Here is a 17,814-nt window from a genome sequence, read left to right as displayed (position 1 = left end):
ACAGCGGCTGCCTGAACAACCCGGCCGACGCCGGGTAGGAGACGGCCGAGGAAGATACCGCAATCCATCCCAGCGGGGCAGCAGTGCTCCCCCGCTGCGTCTGTAGCGAACTTAGCGACACTCCGAGGGGGCGTACTTAGCTGGCAGCGTGCCCTGGACGTCGGGGCTGACGTAGAGATTCCGGTTTTCGGCAGTGCTGCTCGTCTCCGACGTGCAAGCCCACTCCAGCGTGCCGCTCAGCATGGAGGTGAGAGGCTGGCCGTTCATGGAGGGAGTCAGCACCAAGGTCGTATCGTTCACTTCGGCCGGCAATCCGTTGCCATTGCCCGCGATGAAGGTCGTCACCACGACTCCAGTCACGTCGAGCGTGACGCTGTTGACGTACTTGGTGCGCGTGCTGTTGATATTCCATGACGCCACTGCGCTCTCCAGGCCCGGCACGAAGTTGGCCTGATAAGACTCGCTGACATGCATCTTCGCTGCCGTTGCTCCGAGCAGGCCTTCGGAGACCTTGGCGCGTACCGTGTAGTTCTGGTAGGCGGGCACGGCGATGGCGGCGAGGATGCCGATGATGGCCACCACGATCATCAGCTCGATCAAGGTGAAACCAGACTGTTGGCGCATGGGCAAAAACCTTCCTTTTTGTACGTTCTACCCTAAGAGTCACGCCCAAAAAAAGAGGGGCGCCGTGGGCGCCCCTCCGTATCAGCTCAAGGCTGCATCCGCGATACCGATTAACGGCACTCGGACGGGGCCCACTTGGACGGCACGCCGTTCGCGATCGTGGTAGGCGCCAGGTTGCGGTTGGTCGCAGTCTGCGTGGTCTCGGACACGCACGCCCAGTCGATGGAGCCAACCGAATCGACGTCCAGTGCAGCGCCAGCGACGCGCGGCTGGAAGCTCAGCACCTTGTTTTCCATGCCAGTAGCGCCTTCAGGCAGACCGTTGCCATTGCCGGTCTGGAAGGTGACGAAGATGTCGCCTGTGGCCGGGTCGATGTTGACCGAGCCCACGTACTTGGTCGCAGTGCCGGCGATCTGGTTGTTCCAGGCGTTGGCAGCGGCATCGACGCCTTCCATCGCATCCGTCTGGAAGGCTTCGCTCACCGACGCCTTCGCGGACGAAGCGCCGATCAGACCTTCAGACACCTTCGAACGGATGGTGTAGTCCTGGTAAGCCGGCAACGCAATCGCCGCCAGGATGCCGATGATCGCGACCACGATCATCAATTCGATCAGGGTGAAACCCTTTTGAGCCTTCGACATTTTCAAACTCTCCTCGGTGAGAAACAAACTCAGCAGCGACTGGTGCGTCGGCTACTGCACTAAAGCAAGGCGCGTGCCAGGCGTTTCGGACGTTGCTAAGTTACTGTTTGATCTTGTCCTTTTCTGAGAGACAGTCCACGTTATGACAGCGTGAGCGCGGTGCTCCCTGCGCGCCCATGACAGTTAGTGACAATTCGCGTCACTGGCTGACGTCGTTCACCGACGTCGTCCGTGGCGACGCCGGCGCCGCTACGACTTTGTACAACTTGGCGTACGGGACTTCCTGAGGCTCGCCGTTCGGCGTGGGCATCTTTATCGAGACTTCGTACAGCAGTTTGAAGTCCGGCGAGATCGATGCGGCGGGAGCGAGCAGCAGTTGCTGGGAGAGCACCGGTGCGAGCTGACCGTAGAACGCATAATCGAACTCGCCATTTCCCTTTGGCTTGATCTCGCCAGCGCGCACCAGAATGTACTTCACGAACGGCGCACGTTCGGTGAACCGCTCCTGTGGCTGGGAAAACAGGCGATAAACTTCGTCAACCTTTTGGAAATGCTGCGCGGTCAACAGGAAATTGTTGGCAATGACCGAGCAATTCGTGAAGTACCGGATGTAGTGCCCGGCGTTGGTGTCGGCGAGCACCACCCCTGGATCTTCAGCGCACGCCTTACGCAGCGGCTCGAACATCGGATACAGGGGCAGGAACCAGCGCTCGCCGGCCTTCGGCGCGGGCGCGATGAGCTCGTAGCGTAGCGCTGGGGTGTAGGCCAGAACGAGCAGCAGCGAAGCAGCCAGTAAACTCTGTTTGTGCCGTTCCGGATGCCGTGAGCCGATCTCTTGCGCGACCAGCAGCCAAGGCAGATACAAGGCGAAGGTGCCGAAGTAGTGCATGCGGATCTGCGTCATCATCAGCGCCAATCCGAACACGCACCAGATCCAGAACAGTAGCCGGTGACTGGTTCGTTCCCGCCACAGCCGCACGGCGCACAGGGCGAAAGTGACGGGCGCCAGGAAAAACAGCGCCGAATAGAAGGCAGTGAGGCGTCCAAACTCGCCGTCACGAACCATTTGCAGTGGCGAGCGCATCTCCAGGACCTGTTCGAGCATGCCCAGGCTGCCGTCTACGAACGAGCGCGCGTAGGTGATCTGATTGAACAGCGGCGCCACCAAGATGGCCGCGATTGCCATCAGCACGCCGAAGTTACGGCGCGTCGGCTGCAATTGAGTGAGCAGCACCATGACCACGGCCGTGCCGCACACCACATAAAAGTGAAACCAGGAAAGCAGGTAGAACTCGAAGCTGAAGTTTCGAAACGGATCCGAAGGCACCAGGATCGCGAGCGCGGAGATCAACAACGCCGCGACGAATGCAAACACGGGTCGCAGCGGGGCGCGCTGGCCTTGCAGCCAGTGCGCCAGCGCCGTCGCCAGGAAGGGCGCCTGGAGAATGAACAGCGCATTGTGAACTGCCATGGCGACGCCGAACGTAACTCCCAACGCTACGCCCGATGCGTTGCTCGGCGATTTGAACCACGAAAGACCAGCGGCGAGCGCGGCTAGGATGCAAATGTGCTCGGCGAAGTGATGGTCTATCTCGCCAAACATATACAGCAGTTGTGTGCTCGAGCTCAGCGCCATGCACAGTCCGGCGAGGGCCATCGCCCAATCCCCCAGTCCGATGCGGCGTGCGACCAGCATCAACAGTCCCGTGCCGACAAACACCGCGGCCACTGGAATCCACAGCAGAATCATCAGCGGGTCCGATCCCAGGCCGACCGCCAGCGCTGCGCTTACCGCCTTGGCCATGAAATAGTCGTAGCCCCACGGCCAGACCAGCTGGCTGCCTTCGGGAGCATGGATCTTCGGATCGAATTCGTAGAACGAGCCGGGATCGTCCACAGCGTCGAGAATCCGGACCGCGTGATAAAAGCTGTCCACGCCGAAAGGAAAGTATTCGCCGCCGATGCGTGCGGCCGATATGCCCAAGCTGCAGGACAACGCGGCAATACAGCTGACCGCCAGCCATAGCAGCAGCGGAGTTGAGCGAATCTGAAGGCGCATGCGAGGTTCCTGGCCGGCTCGGCGCGGAGGATAGCTGCCGACCGGCGCCGCAGATAGTGCGCTGGCTCTCATTGTTTTGGCGATGAGTCGATAGAATGCGCTGCCGCTCGTCACTGCGATGCTCGCTGAATACACATGGACGCAGTCGAAAATGCCGTAAGCGTACGCACGCGCCTTGCTGGCAATCCCGCCTTGTTGTGCATCGGCGTACTCACCTTGCTGGCGCTGGTCACTCATGCGCCGCTATTGATCGATTTCACGGCCGGGATGCTTGGCGAGGGCTATCCGCTGAACGTCATCGACGTGGATTTCGTCAATTATTGGATGGCGGGCGTGATGACGACGGCCGGCATGCAGCAGGATCTGTTCTCCTTTCCGGTCTACTACGGGCATCTGGAAGCCACGTTCGGCGCGAACTACCCCATTCACAATTGGGGTTACCCGCCGCACTTCCTGTTGTTGCTGTGGCCGTTGGGCCTGCTGAGCTACAAGGCGGCGATGGTTGCGTTCCTGACAGCGACCTTCGCGCTGTTCGTGATGGCCACGCTGGTGTTTCGGCGCGCCTATGCGCCGAATTCATCTGTGCCGCTGCTGGCGCTGGCCGTCTTCGGTTACTCACTGCTGATGATCTACACCACTCAGAACGGGTTCCTGACCGGCGCCCTGCTGTTGTTCGGACTGGCCTGGATGAAGTCGCGGCCGGTCGCCGCAGGCCTGGCGTTCGCCCTGCTGACGATCAAGCCGCAGCTGGGTGTGCTGATCCCCGTGCTGCTGGTGTTGGATCGCAATTGGCGCACGATCGGCTGGTCGGCCTTGTTCACCGTAGCACTGGTGGCGTTGTCGGCCGCTTGGTACGGAACACAGAGTTGGGCGTCTTATCTGACGGAGACGCTCGACTATCAGCGCTCGGTCATGACGGACTGGTCTGGCCTCTTCCTCCGCATGATGCCGACTGTGTTCGCGAGCATGCGCACTCTCGATTACACGCCCGACACGGCATACATGGTGCAATGGCCGTTCTCGATCGCCGGCGCAGCCGTGGTGCTCTGGGCATGGCGCTGGCAAACCGATCCGCTGCAACGAATATTCACGCTGGCGTGCGGCACGTTCGTGATCTCGCCCTATGCTTTCAATTACGACATGGGAGCGCTTGGCGTCATCGCGGCGTTACTGGTCGGTTCTCAATCGTTGAGCCGTTTCGCGTTGATCATGGTGAGCATCATCGCGGCCCTCTCGCCCTGCGTGACCAATCTGGGCCGTTCGAACCTGCCGATCTCGCCGGTGCTGCTGCTCATGGGCCTGGCCGCGCTGGCATTGCACGCGCAACAGATGCGGCGAGAGCCCCTCAATACGTCTTTCAAGCCATGATCGCTCGCGTTTTCGCCACCCTCGGCCTCGCTCGGGGCGATCTGTGGGTGATCGCCGGGTTGTTCGTGAGCTCGCGCCTGCTGTATGCCTGGCTCGGGGTGGAGTTCGACGCGTCTACCTTGCCCAACTACATGCAGTTCATCGACGTGGAGTTGCTGAAGACGCGGCTGCTCGAATCGCTGTGGTACTACCACGCGAATCCGCCCTTGCTGAACCTGTTTGCGGGTCTGGGCCTGAAACTATTCGGCGTCCGTGCCGACATTTTCTTCAGTGTCGTCTTTCATCTCCTCGGACTGCTGGCTGCCGCGACTGTGTACGTGCTCACCCTGCGGCTCAGCGGCGCGCGGGCGGCGGCTGTCGCTGCCACGGGGCTGATGGTGTTCAGCCCGTCCTTCGTGCTCTACGAGAATTGGCTGATGTACAGCTTTCCGGCCGCCATCATGCTGACGGTCTCCGCCTGGATGCTGTATCGCTACGTCGAGACGCGTCAGACAAAGTGGTGCGCGGCGTTCTTCGGTGTGCTGGCGATCCTGTTGCTGACGCGCAGCCTGTTTCACCTCGCGTGGATGATTTTGGTCGCGGTGGCGCTATTTGCCTGCCTACGCGAGCGGCGCAAAGAAGCGTTGCTTGCGGCGATCGTGCCGCTGCTGGTGGTGGCTGCGTGGTATGGCAAGAACTACTACTACTTCGGCGTGTTCTCGAGCAGCACGTGGATGGGGCTGGGCCTGTCGAACATTTCCACCCTGGTGGCGACGCGACAGGAATTGCAGCCGCTCGTGGCGGATGGACGACTGACGCCTTTCGCGCTGGTCTCGCGTTATCGCGAGATGGACAAATTGTTCACGCCCCAGCAACTGCCGCCGTCCGGCATCCCGGTTCTCGACCAGGTGCGGAAGTCGACCGGCCGCTACAACTTCAACAACCGGCAGATCGTCCTCATCGGTGAGTATTACAAGCAGGATGCGCTGACGACGATCCGCAGGTACCCGTTCAATTACGTGTACGGCTTGGTGCTTGCGAATGGATTGTTCTTCTCGCCGTCCAACATGAACATGTACTTCAGCGCTCACAATCGCGCGGCCGTGGCGCCGATGGAACGATGGTTCAACCCGCTGTTGTATGGCGTGAGCGCGGCGTCGAATGTGGTGGATCAACCGCATTTCGGGCTCAACACCGGGTGGACGCTCGAAATGAACGTCTCCAAAGCAATGATCGCGCTTTGGCTGCTGGTGCTGCCTTACGGCTATTGGCAGGCGCGGCAAGGGGTGCTGAGAGGGGTGGCCGAAGCCAAGCCCAGAGCCATCGTCATGGGCTTCATCGTCCTGACCGCCGTTTATTTATATGCGGTCGGCACGATGCTCGAGCTCGGGGAGAATTTTCGCTATCGCTTTCTGATCGAGCCGTTGTTCTTCGTGCTCACGGCGACCGCGGCTGTCAGTCTGGTCAATCTTATAAAGCTTCGCATAGGCAACGCCCGGGACCATCGGCAGCGGGACCGTTCCTAGCAGCCGGTATTGCGAGGGCAGCGAGCCCGCGGGCGAGGACAAAAGCTCCGGCGCCAGCCGATGCGGGCTTGGGCCGAAAAAGTTAAGGCGATAACCGCCGCCCGCGGCGCGCGCGATGCTCCCGGCTCGCACCAGGACGTATTTCGGATACGGAGCAGCCGTCAACAGTTCGCTGGCGGACAGCGAGAACAGCTGATCGACCCGGTCCGCCTTCGCGAAGTGCTGCGGCGTCAGCAGAAAGTTGTTTGCAATCACCGAGCAGTCGGTCGCGTAGCGGATGTAATGTCCCGCGTTGGTATCGGCCAGCACGATGCCGGGATCCTCGGCGCAAGCATCCCGCAAGATCGGCAGCAGCGGCTCCATGCGCTCGTACCAGACATCGGCCGCCTTGGGCGGGGCGTTGAGCAGCTCGTTGCGGAGTTGCGGAGCGTACGCCAGCAATAGCGCCAGTGAGGTGCCTAGCAGCAAGCTTCGACGATGTTCCGGACGCTTGCTCGCGAATTCCTGAGCGAGAATCAACCAAGGCAGATACAACGCGAAGCTGCCGAAATAGTGCATGCGCATCTGCGTGGACAGCAGCACCAGTCCGAAAGTCGCGGTGACCCAGAAGAGCAGCAGTGGCGAATTGCGTTGCCGCCAGGACTGTACGGCGCACACGATCAACGTGATCGGCGCGAGCCAGATGAGGAATGAGTAGAACTTCGTCAGCCCGATCCAGTCGCGTGCAGCCCGCTCGAACGGCGATTGCATTTCCTGGATCAGCTTCAGCCGTTCGAAGGTGCCGCCGAGAAAACCCGCGGCGATGTCCAGTTGGCTGAAAACCCCGTAGAGCAGGCCCGCCCCGATGGCCGCCAGCGTGAGCATGGAGTTGCGCGTAGCCGGCATCCTGTTCAGGAAGAGGACCAGCACTGCGGTCGCGGCCGCGATGTACGCGTGAAACCACGACAACGTATAGAACTCGAATCGGCCCGTTTGGAACGCCATCGAGGGCGCCAGCACCGCGAACGTCGTCAGCACTAAGGTGAGCGCGAGCACGAGGGTCGGGCGAGGTGGAGTGCTCAGCCCCTGCAGCCAACGCAGCAGGAACGTTGCGAGCAACGGGACCTGCAGAACGAACAAACCATTGTGAATCGCAGGCGCGATGCCGAGCGTGGCTCCCAGCAGTACGGCGGCTGGTACACTCGGCCGTAAGAACCAGGCGAGCCCTGCCGCCAGCGAGGCCAGCAGAAACATCAGCTCGGCAAAATGGTGGTCGATCTCTCCGACTCCGTGCAGCAGGCGAGTCGATGGCGCACACGCCATGCACAGTGCGGCCAGCAGGATCAACGGGGCGGAAAGCGACAGCTGACGGCCGATCGTGACCGTGAGCCCGATGGAAAGAAACAACGCGGCCACCGGAATCCACACCAGGATCGCCATGGGATCCGAGCTGAGCCCCAGCGCCATGCCGGTGCGCACGATGCCTGCCATCAAATAGTCATAACCCCAGGGCCATACCAGCAAGCTGCCCTCGGGCGCATGGATCTTCGCGTCGAATTGATAGAAATCTTCCGGTGCACGCACGGCGTCGACGATGCGACGGGCGTGATAGAAGGAGTCGTTGCCGACCGGAATGAACTCATCGTGCAGCCGGGCGCTGGAGTACTGCACGCTGCACGTCAACGCCGCGAACACGCTCACCGCCAGCCAGATGGCCGGGAGAATCCATCGATTCGCAATGGAGGGCATCGGTCGCAGGATCTCTAAGTGAGGAACGTCTTTATGACTTGCTTGCGACCAGCAGAAGGTTCTTGCCGAACCAGCGTCGCGCTACCAGATCCAGCGCGCGGCTGAGAGGAAATATCGCGCGGTCGTATAACTTCAACGCCCCGAGGCTTACGTCGCCGTCCTTGTTGCCGATCAGCTTGAACGCCAGCGTGGCGAAGAACCCGATCGAATCGGTATATCCAATCCGCTCGATGCGGAAACCAGCGGCGCTCACGCGAGCGGCCAGCGTGCTGCGGGTGTAGCGCCGCACGTGACCGACCTTTGCGTCCATGCTCGTGTACAGCACTGGAAACGCCGGAACGTAGATCAGTAATTTTCCTTTGGCGGTCAGCTTCGCATGCAGACTGCGTAGCGCCGCCTCGTCGTCGTCGATGTGCTCCAGCACGTTGAGCGTGTAGATATAGTCGATGGAGGCGTCGGCCAACTCCTGCGTCGAGCCGACGACGCTCAAGCCCTGCGCATGCAGCCGCTGTTGCAAGAACTGGTCGGGCTCCAGTGCGGTGATGTCCATGCCGTGCTTGCTCAGCGGCGCGGCGAACTGGCCGCCGCCGGCGCCGAAATCCAGCACTTTGCCGCGGGCTGGCGCTTGTTTGCGCACGGTGTCGAGCAGATAGCGGTTGTAGTTCACCGCCTCCTGCATTACTTCGAGATTGTCGACGCCCGTATAGGCTTCGGTGGGCTGAGTGCTCATGGCGCTCGCCGCCGTTCCCGAAACGTCGGGCCCTGCAAGCCCAGATAGTGCAAACGTTTCATTTCACGCCGGCTCAGCGTGACGGTGTCCAGGATCAAGCCAGCGATGAAGCTGACGGCAGCAAGAATCATGATGCCCACCGCCAACACCGCCGTCGGCAGTCGCGGCACGAGTCCGGTCTGAAGAAAGGTCACGACCACCGGCCAGCCGAGCGCCAGCGAAGCGACGAATAGCGCCAGCGCCAGCAGCGAGAAGAACTGCATGGGCCGCTCTTCCTTCACCAGATAAACGATGGTGCGTAGGATGCGGAAGCCGTCGCGGAACGTATTCAGCTTGCTCTTCGAGCCCGGCGGGCGATCGCGATACGGCGTCTGGATTTCAGCCAGCGGCAAGCGCAGTTCGAGCGCGTGCACAGTGAGTTCGGTCTCGGTTTCAAAGCCGGTTGCGAGTGCCGGAAACGATTTCACGAACCGTCGCGAGAAGACGCGGTAACCCGATAACATGTCCTTCAAACGATTGCCGAAGATCGCGGCGACCGTGCCGGTCAGCAGCTTGTTGCCGAATACATGACCAGGACGAAACGCCGCGGAGGAAACCGGCACGCGCGAGCCGTTGACCATGTCGAGCGAGTTCGCAAGCAAAGTATCGACCATGACAGCCGCACTCGCGGCGTCGTAAGTGCCGTCGCCATCGACGAGCACATACGCTTCCGCTTCGATGTCCGCGAACATGCGCCGGACGACGTTGCCTTTGCCCTGAAATGTTTCCGTGCGGACGATGGCGCCGGCGCGCGCGGCGCGGGCTTTCGTGTCGTCCTTCGAGTTGTTGTCGTAAACGTAGATCGTCGCCGTCGGCAGCGCGGCGGCGAAGTCCTTGACCACCGTTTCGATGGCCTCGGCCTCGTTGTAGCAAGGGATCAGTACCGCGATACGAGGCGCGAGCGCGGCGATGTTTGCTGCCGCGGTCCGTTGCGTCACGTCAGGATTGAACGAGGCCGGAGTGGAAGTCATGACTTCTGATGGCGGTTATTCGATCCCGAGCTTCTTGATCCGATATCGCAGCGAGCGAAACGTCATGCCCAGCAGTTGCGCGGCCTTGGTCTTGTTGTAACGCGTCTGTTCCAGCGCGCGCACGATGGCGTCGCGCTCGATGTCTTCCAGCGCGTCGCCGAGCCGCTCGCCGGGCGCGACGCTGTTCGGAATCGGCACTTCCGTGGCGGCCACTTTCGGCCGCAGCTGCAGATCGCCGATGTCGATCACGCCGTTCGCGCACAATGTAGCGGCGCGCTCCAGCACGTTCTCCAGCTCGCGCACGTTGCCGGGGAAGTGATAATCGCGCAGCGCTCGCGAAGCCGTGTCGGTGATACGCAAGGAGCGGTTGCCGATTTGCCGGCCGAGCTTGGTGACGATGGAGTCGACCAGTTCGTCGATATCTTCCAGTCGTTCACGCAGCGGCGGCACGCGAATCTCGATCACGTTCACGCGATAGAACAAGTCCTCGCGGAACTTGCCTTCCGCGACCAGCGCGGCGAGATTCTTGTGAGTGGCGGAAAGAATGCGCACGTCGATGGGCTGCTCGCGCGAGTCGCCGACTGGCCGCACGCTCTTCTCCTGAATGACGCGCAACAGCTTCACCTGCATGTGCAGCGGCAGGTCGGCGATTTCATCCAGGAACAAGGTGCCGCCTTCGGCGGATTGGATCAGGCCCTGCTTGTCGGTGACCGCGCCGGTGAAGCTGCCCTTGCGATGGCCGAACAGCTCGCTTTCCATCAGTTCGGTGGGAATCGCGCCGCAGTTCACGGGCACGAAGGGCCCGTCGCGCCGTGGACCGGCTTCATGAATCAAATGCGCGACCAGCTCCTTGCCAGTGCCGGACTCACCGTAGATGTGCACGGGCGCCTGGCTGCGCGCCACGCGTTCGATCATTTCGCGTAGTTGCTCCATCACGCGCGAGCCGCCGAGCAGCTTCACTTGCGGCAGCTGCATGGTGTTCTCGATCGATCCGCCCAGCTTGAGCGTGGAGTTGATGAGCCTGCGCAGCGCTGCCACGTCGACCGGCTTGGAAATGAAATCGAACGCGCCGAGTTTCAGCGCGCGCACCGCCGTTTCGACATTGCCGTGCGCGGTGATGACCGCGACCGGCGTCTGTGGCTTATGGGTTTGAATCCATTCGACCAGGCTCAAACCGTCGCCATCCGGCATGCGCATGTCGGTGAGGCAAAGATCGAATGGACTGGCGCGCAGCTCACGCGTGGCTGCGCCAATCGTGTCGGCCGCGGTCACCTCGAGATTCATTCTCTCGAGCGTGATGCTCAGCAGCTCGCGGATGTCCGGCTCGTCGTCCACGACGAGCGCGCGGGGCTTCTTCACTGTGTTTCCCAACGTTGTGGATCGGCGAACACGAGACGAAAAATACTACCACCCCCCTGGCGGGGCTCATAAATCAGCACGGCGCGGTTGCACTGGGCCAGCTCTCTTGCGATGAACAACCCAAGGCCCGTGCCGCCCTTACCGGCCGTGAAAAACGGCTCGAAAATGCGTTCGGCGTCGGGCTGCGAAATGCCCGGGCCGCGATCCAGCACCTCCAGCATGGGCCGCTCGGAGGTCGAGATGCGCCCGGTGCGGATCTCGATGGCGTCATTGGAATCGAACTTGCGGCCGTACTTCAGTGCGTTCTCGCACAGATTCCACATAAGTTGGTGCAGGTGCGAGGGGTCGATGCGCACTTCCAGCTCCGGCGCGGAGGTGGTGATGTACAGCTTGCTGGCGTCGATCTGCGAGGTCTGCCGGAATTCGCCCACGAAGTCTTCGAGCCAGCCGTTGAGCTCGATGCGCTCCGGGCGCGTGGAGTCCCGGCGCGACAACTGTAATACGTTATTGATGATCGTGCTGACCCGCTCGCCGTTCTTGGTAATGATGTCGGTGAGGCGGCGTTCCTGCGCCGTCAGTTGCGGAGCTTCGCCCAGCAATTGAGCCGCATGGCTCATGGCGCCCACCGGATTGCGAATCTCGTGCGCGATGCTGGCGCTCAGCCGTCCGAGCGCCGCGAGCTTGGATTGCTGAACGCGCTCCGCGATGAGCGTGGTGTCTTCGAGGAAGATCAACGTCGGCCCGCCACCGCCGCTGCTGCGTAGGGACACGAAATGCGGCTGCACGAGGCTGCTGCCATCGAACGTCATCAACGACAGCGAGCTCAGCTGCCAGTCATAAGAGTGACGACGCCAGGTATCGAGTAGATACAGCAGTCGTGGCGAGACTTCGCTCAGCGGAATGCCCGCTGGCACCGGATTGCCGTACAGCATGGAAGCCGCGGACTCGTTGATCAGACGGATCACGTCGTGGTCATCCACGACCAAAATACTCTCACGCAAATGTTGCACGATGAATTGATTCAACTCGGCGAGGTTGGCCACGTCGACTTCACGTTGGCGTACGCGCTCTTCACTCTCCCTCAAATTGCGCGCCAGTGGCCCCACGCCGAGCGTGACGATGAACATGAGTGCGCCGACGATGCCGGCGGAAGCGAAATCACCCGGATCGCTGGTCGCGGCGAGCGTCGTGAAAGCTTGCTGTAACAATAGGGCGAGCGCGGCCACGGCGGCGAACATCAGCGCCAGTCGCTGTCCGACGACAAAGCTCGCTGCACCAATTGGAAGCACGAGCAGTGCGCCGAGGCCGCTGTTCATTCCGCCGCTCGAATATGTGAGCAGCGAAATGGCGAGCACGTCGACACCGACATTGAACGCGGTCTGCACCAGGCGATCGGGCCAGCGCCGCTTGACGCTCGGAATGGACAGCGCGGCGAACAGGAAATACGCGATGTTGGTGATGAAGAACATCTGCGAGTTCGCCTGGCCCACCAGGCGCGGCTCGAGCGTCCAATACAGCACCATCAACAGCAGCGGAATCAGCAGGCGAAACAGATTGACGAGCGCCAGCACGCGCCAGGCGAGCTCCGTCGAGGAACCCCACGGCAGCGCTGTCGACGGCTCGAAGGCAGCGTTCGTCGCTCGCGAAGGCGTGGATTCCGAGGCCGATTCGGCGGCTTTCAACAAAAGTTCTCCGTCATTTCAAGCGTTCGCCTTTGCATCGCGGCCGAATTCCTCCAGAATACGCGGCCTTTGACTGTCGTTATTTTGGACAGCACGCGATTTTACCCGGTCCCCGGATTCAGCTAGACCTCATCTCAGGCGCCCATGAACCTGCACGAATACCAGTCGAAAGAATTGTTCGCCAGTTACGGCATCCCGGTCCCGAAGGGCCTCGTCGCGGCCACCGGCAGCGAAGCTGCGGAAGCGGCCCGCAAGCTTGGCGGATCGAAATGGGTCGTCAAGGCACAGGTTCACGCGGGCGGCCGCGGCAAGGCCGGCGGCGTCAAGCTGGTCGACTCGCCAGAAGCGGCTGACAAGGCGGCCGAAGCCATGATCGGCCAGCGGCTGGTCACGCATCAGACCGGTCCGGAAGGTCTGCCGATCCGCCAGGTGTTCGTCGAGCAGGGCTCGAAGATCGCGCGCGAGCTGTATCTGAGCCTCGTGCTCAATCGCGACAAAGGCCACATCGCCTTCATCGCCTCCGCCGCCGGCGGCATGGACATCGAGGAAGTCGCGGCCCACACGCCGGAAAAAATCATCCGCGTGAACATCAATCCCGCCACCGGCCTGCAGCCGTCGCAGACCCGCGTGCTCGCTTACGGGCTCGGGCTCGAAGGCGATCAGATCGCCGAGTTCGGCAAGATCGCACAGGCGCTGTACAAGCTGTACCTGGAAAAGGACTGCAGCCTGCTCGAGGTCAATCCGCTGATCGTGACCGACGCCGGCAAGCTGGTCGCGCTCGACGCCAAGATCAACATCGAAGACAACGCGCTGTTCCGTCAGAAGGACCTCGCCAAGTGGCGTGACGCCAGCCAGGAAGACGCGATGGAGCGCGCCGCGGCCGAGCACGAGCTGAACTACGTGTCGCTCGATGGCGATATCGCGTGCATGGTGAATGGCGCCGGCCTCGCGATGGCCACCATGGACCTGATTCAGTTGCACGGCGGTTCGCCGGCCAACTTCCTCGATGTGGGCGGCGGCGCCACGCGCGAGCGCGTCACCGAGGCGTTCAATCTGATTCTTTCGAACAAGAACGTTCGCGCCATTCTGGTGAACATTTTCGGCGGCATCGTCCGCTGCGACATGATCGCCGAAGGCATCATCCACGCCGTGAAGGACGTGGGCGTGAGCGTGCCGGTGGTGGTGCGCATCGAAGGCACCAATGCCGAGCTGGGCCGCAAGATCCTGGCCGACAGTGGCCTTGCGATCACGCCGGCCAGCGACCTGACGGACGCGGCCAAGAAGGTCGTGGCCGCCGCCAAGTCGAAGTAAGCCTCGCGCTCCGTTCAACCGTTAACAGATATCAGCACTACCATGTCTATTCTCGTCAACAAGAACACGCGCGTTATTTGCCAGGGCTTCACTGGCAAGCAAGGCACGTTCCATTCCGAGCAGTGCATCGCTTACGGCACCAAAGTGGTCGGCGGCGTGACGCCGGGCCGCGGTGGCGAAACCCACCTCAACCTGCCGGTGTTCAACACTGCGCGTGAAGCGGTGCAGGAAACCGGCGCGACCGTCAGCATGATCTACGTGCCGGCGCCGTTCGCGGCCGACGCCATCATCGAAGCGGCCGACGCCGGCATCGAGCTCATCGTCGCCATCACCGAAGGCATTCCGGTGAACGACATGGTCAAGGTGAAGGCATCGCTGCAGTCCTACGGCAGCCTGCTCATCGGTCCCAACTGCCCCGGCATCATCACTCCGGGCGAAGCCAAGATCGGCATCATGCCGGGCTTCATTCACAAGCCGGGCAAGGTCGGCATCGTGTCGCGCTCCGGCACGCTGACTTACGAAGCCGTGTTCCAGACCACCAACGCGGGCCTCGGCCAGAGCACCTGCGTGGGCATCGGCGGCGATCCGGTGCGCGGCATGAACTTCATCGACGTGCTGGCGCGCTTCGAAGAAGATCCGCAGACCGAAGGCATCATCATGGTCGGCGAAATCGGCGGCGCCGATGAAGAAGCGGCTGCCGACTTCATCCGTGAAAATGTTTCCAAGCCGGTGGTCGCGTACATCGCCGGCGTGACCGCGCCTCCGGGCAAGCGCATGGGCCATGCCGGCGCCATCGTCTCCGGCGGCAAGGGCACCGCGGCCGATAAGTTCGCGGCCCTCGAGCGCGCTGGCGTTCGCACGGTGAAGAGCCCCGCCGACCTCGGCAAGGCCATCACCGAGCAGCTCGGCAAGTCCGGCCGCAAGAGCAAGGTCGTGTCGCTGCCTGCGAAGAAGGGCGCTTCCGCTGCGAAGAAGCCGGCAGCCAAAGCTGCTCCGGCCGCCAAGAAGCCGGCTGGTAAAGCGCCTGCCGCCAAGAAGCCGGTGAAGGCCGCCGCGGCCGCCAAGAAGGCTCCGGCGACCAAGAAGGCTCCGGCCAAGAAAGCCCCAGCCGAGAAAGTGTCCAAGAAGGCCGCGCCGGCCAAATCGAAGACCAAGCCGGCTCGCAAGAAGTAACTGAGGTCAGGCTCGCGGCGGGTGTTTCATCCGCCGCGAGCACGTTCTGGCCGCCGATTGTCTCTTTTCCGCAAGCGGTATCATCAAGGCCATGTCCGCCTCTCTGCGCATCGCGCTCGCTCAGCTCAACCTGTTCGTCGGAGATGTCGCAGGGAATGCGCAGCGATTGATCGATGCCTCCGCCAAGGCCAGGGATGAGCTGCGCGCCGATCTGGTGTTGTTTCCGGAGCTGAGTCTCTCCGGCTATCCCCCCGAGGATTTGTTGTTCCACAGCGGCCTGCGCCGGCAGGTCAAAACTGCGTTGGATCGGGTACGCGGTGAGATCAGCGGCATCTCGGTCGTCGCTGGCTATCCGGAGTACGCCGAGGAAGGCATCTACAACGCCGCCGCGATTCTGCGCGATGGCGCGATGGTGGCGAATTATCGAAAGCAGGAGCTGCCGAACTACAGCGTGTTCGACGAGAAGCGCTACTTCGAGCACGGTCTCGACACCTGCATCTTCGAGATCAAGGGAATGCGCGTCGCGCTGCTGATCTGCGAAGACATCTGGGAGCCCGGTCCCGCCCGCGCCGCCAAGGCAAATGGCGCGCAGCTCATTGTCGTCATCAACGGTTCGCCTTATTCGCTGCGCTATCAGGAGCGGCGTGAAGAAGTCGTCCGCACGCGTGTGAAAGACACGGGCTTGCCCGTCGTCTATGTGAATCTGTTGGGCGGCCAGGATGAGCTGGTATTCGACGGTGGATCGTTCGTGATGAATGCGCAGGGCGAGGTCGTCCAGCGCGTCGCGCCGTTCGTGGAAGGTTTGTTTCCTGTCGACGTGGATCTCGTCGACGGTCGCGCCGTTCCGCGGCCCGCGCACATCGAGCCGCCGTTGTCGGAAGAGGCGAGCGTGTACAACGCCCTTGTCATGGGCGTGCGCGACTACGTCACCAAGCACGGTTTTCCGGGCATCGTGCTCGGACTCTCAGGTGGCATCGACTCCGCGCTGACATTAGCCATTGCCGTCGACGCGCTCGGCGCCGACCGCGTGCATGCGGTCATGATGCCGTCACGCTATACGTCGCAATGGAGTCTCGATGACGCCGCCGCCGAAGCGAACACACTCGGCATCCGCTACGACGTGATTTCCATCGAAGGCATGTTCGCCACCGCCCTCGATGCGCTCAAAGACGTGTTCGCCGGCCGCAAGCCCGACACCACTGAAGAAAACATCCAGGCTCGCAGCCGCGGCCTGCTGCTGATGGCGATCTCGAACAAGACCGGTCGCATGGTGCTCACGACCGGCAACAAGAGCGAGATGGCGGTGGGCTACGCCACGTTGTATGGCGACATGGCCGGCGGCTTCGCGCCCATTAAGGACTGCAGCAAGATGCTGGTGTATCGGCTGGCGAAATACCGCAACTCGATTGGCCGCGTGATTCCGGAGCGTGTCATCGAGCGGCCGCCGTCGGCCGAGTTGCGTCACGATCAGAAAGATTCGGACTCACTGCCCGAGTACGACGTGCTCGACGCCATTCTGGAGCTGTTCATCGAGGACAACCTGTCGGTGGACGAGATCACTGCGCGCGGCTTCGATCGCGCAACGGTGGGGCGGGTGCTCGAGATGGTGAAGCGCAACGAATACAAACGTCGCCAGGCCCCGCCGGGCGTGAGAATCAGCGACCGCGCCTTCGGCCGCGACTGGCGCTATCCGATTACATCGGGTTACAAGTCGAAGGTCTGAGGCCGTCCGCGACGGCCTCGACCTCAGAGTCCTACCAGAACTTCCACCAGTGATCCTTGCCCTGCTCGGGCTCGACCGCCGGCTGATTCAGATTCGCATAGTTCTCGCTCAGCACCTTCTCGGTGTCGGCGGCGAGGTCCGTCATCCCCAGGCGGCGATACGACTCGGCCATGATCTGCAGCGCCTGGCGGATCTGCGGTGAGCCGTCGTAGTTCTCGATAGCGTACTTGGCGCGGTTGATCGCGCCCACATAGGCGCCGCGCTCAAGGTAATGGCCGGCCACGTACACCTCGTAGGAGGCAAGGCGGTTGCGCAGGAAGACCATGCGCTGCCGGGAATCCTCGGCGTATTCGCTGCTCGGGAACCGCTGGACCAGCGTCTGGAACGACTGGAACGACTTACGCGCGTCGATCGGCGGACGCTGCGACAGGTCGGCGTTGAACCAGCGCTCCAGGAAGTTCGGGTTGCGCTCGAACTGGGTCAGGCCCTTGATGTAGTAGGCGTAATCGACGCGCGGATGGGCCGGATTTTCGCGGATGAACTGGTCCGCCTGGTCGATGGCCGCCTCCGGCTCGCGGTTCTTGTAGTAGGCGTACATCAGGTCCAGCTGACCCTGGCGGGCGGCGTTGGTGAACGGAAACCGCGCCTCCAGCTGCTCGTAATACTGGGTGGCGTCGCGATAGTTGCCGTTATCCGAGGCCCGTTTGGCCAGCTCGTAGAGCTTATCGGCGTTGCCGACCTGCTCGCGTGGCTTGTTGCCGCAGCCGGAGAGGTTCAGCGCCAGCAGCGCTGCCGTGGTCAAGACGATGATCCGCATGCGAGAATTCAGGCCCTTTGCAAGCGATTCTAGTACTCGTGCCGGGCTTTTGAACGCCTCGGCTGTGTCCATAGCGGGCCCGCG

At 62.1% G+C, this 17,814-nt stretch carries 12 protein-coding genes and 1 pseudogene; 4 read left to right on the top strand and 9 right to left on the bottom strand.

From position 1 onward, the window contains the following. Positions 1–111 precede the first annotated feature (111 nt). From VGD45_RS16275 to VGD45_RS16265, 3 genes are all read right to left on the bottom strand, one after another. Positions 112–624, bottom strand: coding sequence for a pilin (locus VGD45_RS16275; protein WP_331156383.1), 513 nt, complete (start codon positions 622–624; stop codon positions 112–114). A gap of 110 nt (positions 625–734) precedes the next feature. Then, positions 735–1,265 (bottom strand): pilin, encoded by a 531-nt coding sequence (locus VGD45_RS16270; RefSeq protein WP_331156382.1) that lies wholly within the window; start codon positions 1,263–1,265, stop codon positions 735–737. Between the two features lie 199 nt (positions 1,266–1,464). Next, positions 1,465–3,324 carry a hypothetical protein gene (locus tag VGD45_RS16265; RefSeq protein ID WP_331156381.1) on the bottom strand — a complete coding sequence of 620 codons (1,860 nt, stop codon included), beginning with the start codon at positions 3,322–3,324 and terminating at the stop codon, positions 1,465–1,467. 135 nt (positions 3,325–3,459) lie between these two features. Here VGD45_RS16265 and VGD45_RS16260 point away from each other — a divergent pair, with 135 nt between their 5' ends. Then, positions 3,460–4,692 (top strand): glycosyltransferase family 87 protein, encoded by a 1,233-nt coding sequence (locus tag VGD45_RS16260; protein WP_331156380.1) that lies wholly within the window; start codon positions 3,460–3,462, stop codon positions 4,690–4,692. A 1,337-nt stretch (positions 4,693–6,029) separates the two neighbouring features. Here VGD45_RS16260 and VGD45_RS34370 read toward each other — a convergent pair. Genes VGD45_RS34370 through VGD45_RS16235 form a run of 5 tightly spaced genes read right to left on the bottom strand, consistent with a single transcriptional unit; the run spans position 6,030 to position 12,706 of the window. After that, positions 6,030–7,925, bottom strand: a complete 1,896-nt coding sequence (locus tag VGD45_RS34370) for a hypothetical protein (protein WP_414717583.1) — start codon at positions 7,923–7,925, stop codon at positions 6,030–6,032. 31 nt (positions 7,926–7,956) lie between these two features. After that, positions 7,957–8,655 carry a class I SAM-dependent methyltransferase gene (locus tag VGD45_RS16250; protein WP_331156378.1) on the bottom strand — a complete coding sequence of 233 codons (699 nt, stop codon included), beginning with the start codon at positions 8,653–8,655 and terminating at the stop codon, positions 7,957–7,959. Further along, positions 8,652–9,665 carry a glycosyltransferase gene (locus tag VGD45_RS16245; RefSeq protein ID WP_331156377.1) on the bottom strand — a complete coding sequence of 338 codons (1,014 nt, stop codon included), beginning with the start codon at positions 9,663–9,665 and terminating at the stop codon, positions 8,652–8,654. Before VGD45_RS16245 ends, VGD45_RS16250 begins: the two co-directional genes overlap by 4 nt. 15 nt (positions 9,666–9,680) lie before the next feature. Beyond that, complete coding sequence (locus tag VGD45_RS16240) at positions 9,681–11,024, bottom strand: sigma-54 dependent transcriptional regulator (RefSeq protein WP_331156376.1); 1,344 nt, start codon at positions 11,022–11,024, stop codon at positions 9,681–9,683. Further along, entirely contained in the window at positions 11,021–12,706 is a 1,686-nt protein-coding gene (locus VGD45_RS16235; RefSeq protein ID WP_331156375.1) for a HAMP domain-containing sensor histidine kinase, read from the bottom strand. Before VGD45_RS16235 ends, VGD45_RS16240 begins: the two co-directional genes overlap by 4 nt. A 144-nt stretch (positions 12,707–12,850) precedes the next feature. Between VGD45_RS16235 and sucC the strand changes: the two genes are divergently transcribed. The 3 genes and pseudogenes from sucC (at position 12,851) to VGD45_RS16220 (ending at position 16,913) form a co-directional block, all read left to right on the top strand. Then, positions 12,851–14,017, top strand: coding sequence for an ADP-forming succinate--CoA ligase subunit beta (sucC, locus tag VGD45_RS16230; RefSeq protein WP_331156374.1), 1,167 nt, complete (start codon positions 12,851–12,853; stop codon positions 14,015–14,017). Positions 14,018–14,059: 42 nt separating this feature from the next. Continuing rightward, a pseudogene (gene sucD, locus VGD45_RS16225) lies at positions 14,060–14,929 on the top strand (succinate--CoA ligase subunit alpha); the annotation flags it as partial. Between the two features lie 352 nt (positions 14,930–15,281). After that, positions 15,282–16,913, top strand: coding sequence for an NAD+ synthase (locus tag VGD45_RS16220; protein ID WP_331156373.1), 1,632 nt, complete (start codon positions 15,282–15,284; stop codon positions 16,911–16,913). 31 nt (positions 16,914–16,944) lie between these two features. Here the strand turns inward: VGD45_RS16220 and VGD45_RS16215 are convergent, their stop codons facing one another. Then, entirely contained in the window at positions 16,945–17,730 is a 786-nt protein-coding gene (locus VGD45_RS16215) for an outer membrane protein assembly factor BamD (RefSeq protein ID WP_331156372.1), read from the bottom strand. Between the last annotated feature and the right edge of the window lie 84 nt (positions 17,731–17,814).

Source organism: Steroidobacter sp., assembly GCF_036402275.1.
Classification (GTDB): Bacteria; Pseudomonadota; Gammaproteobacteria; order Steroidobacterales; family Steroidobacteraceae; genus Steroidobacter.
This window is presented reverse-complemented; position numbering and strand designations above follow the sequence as displayed.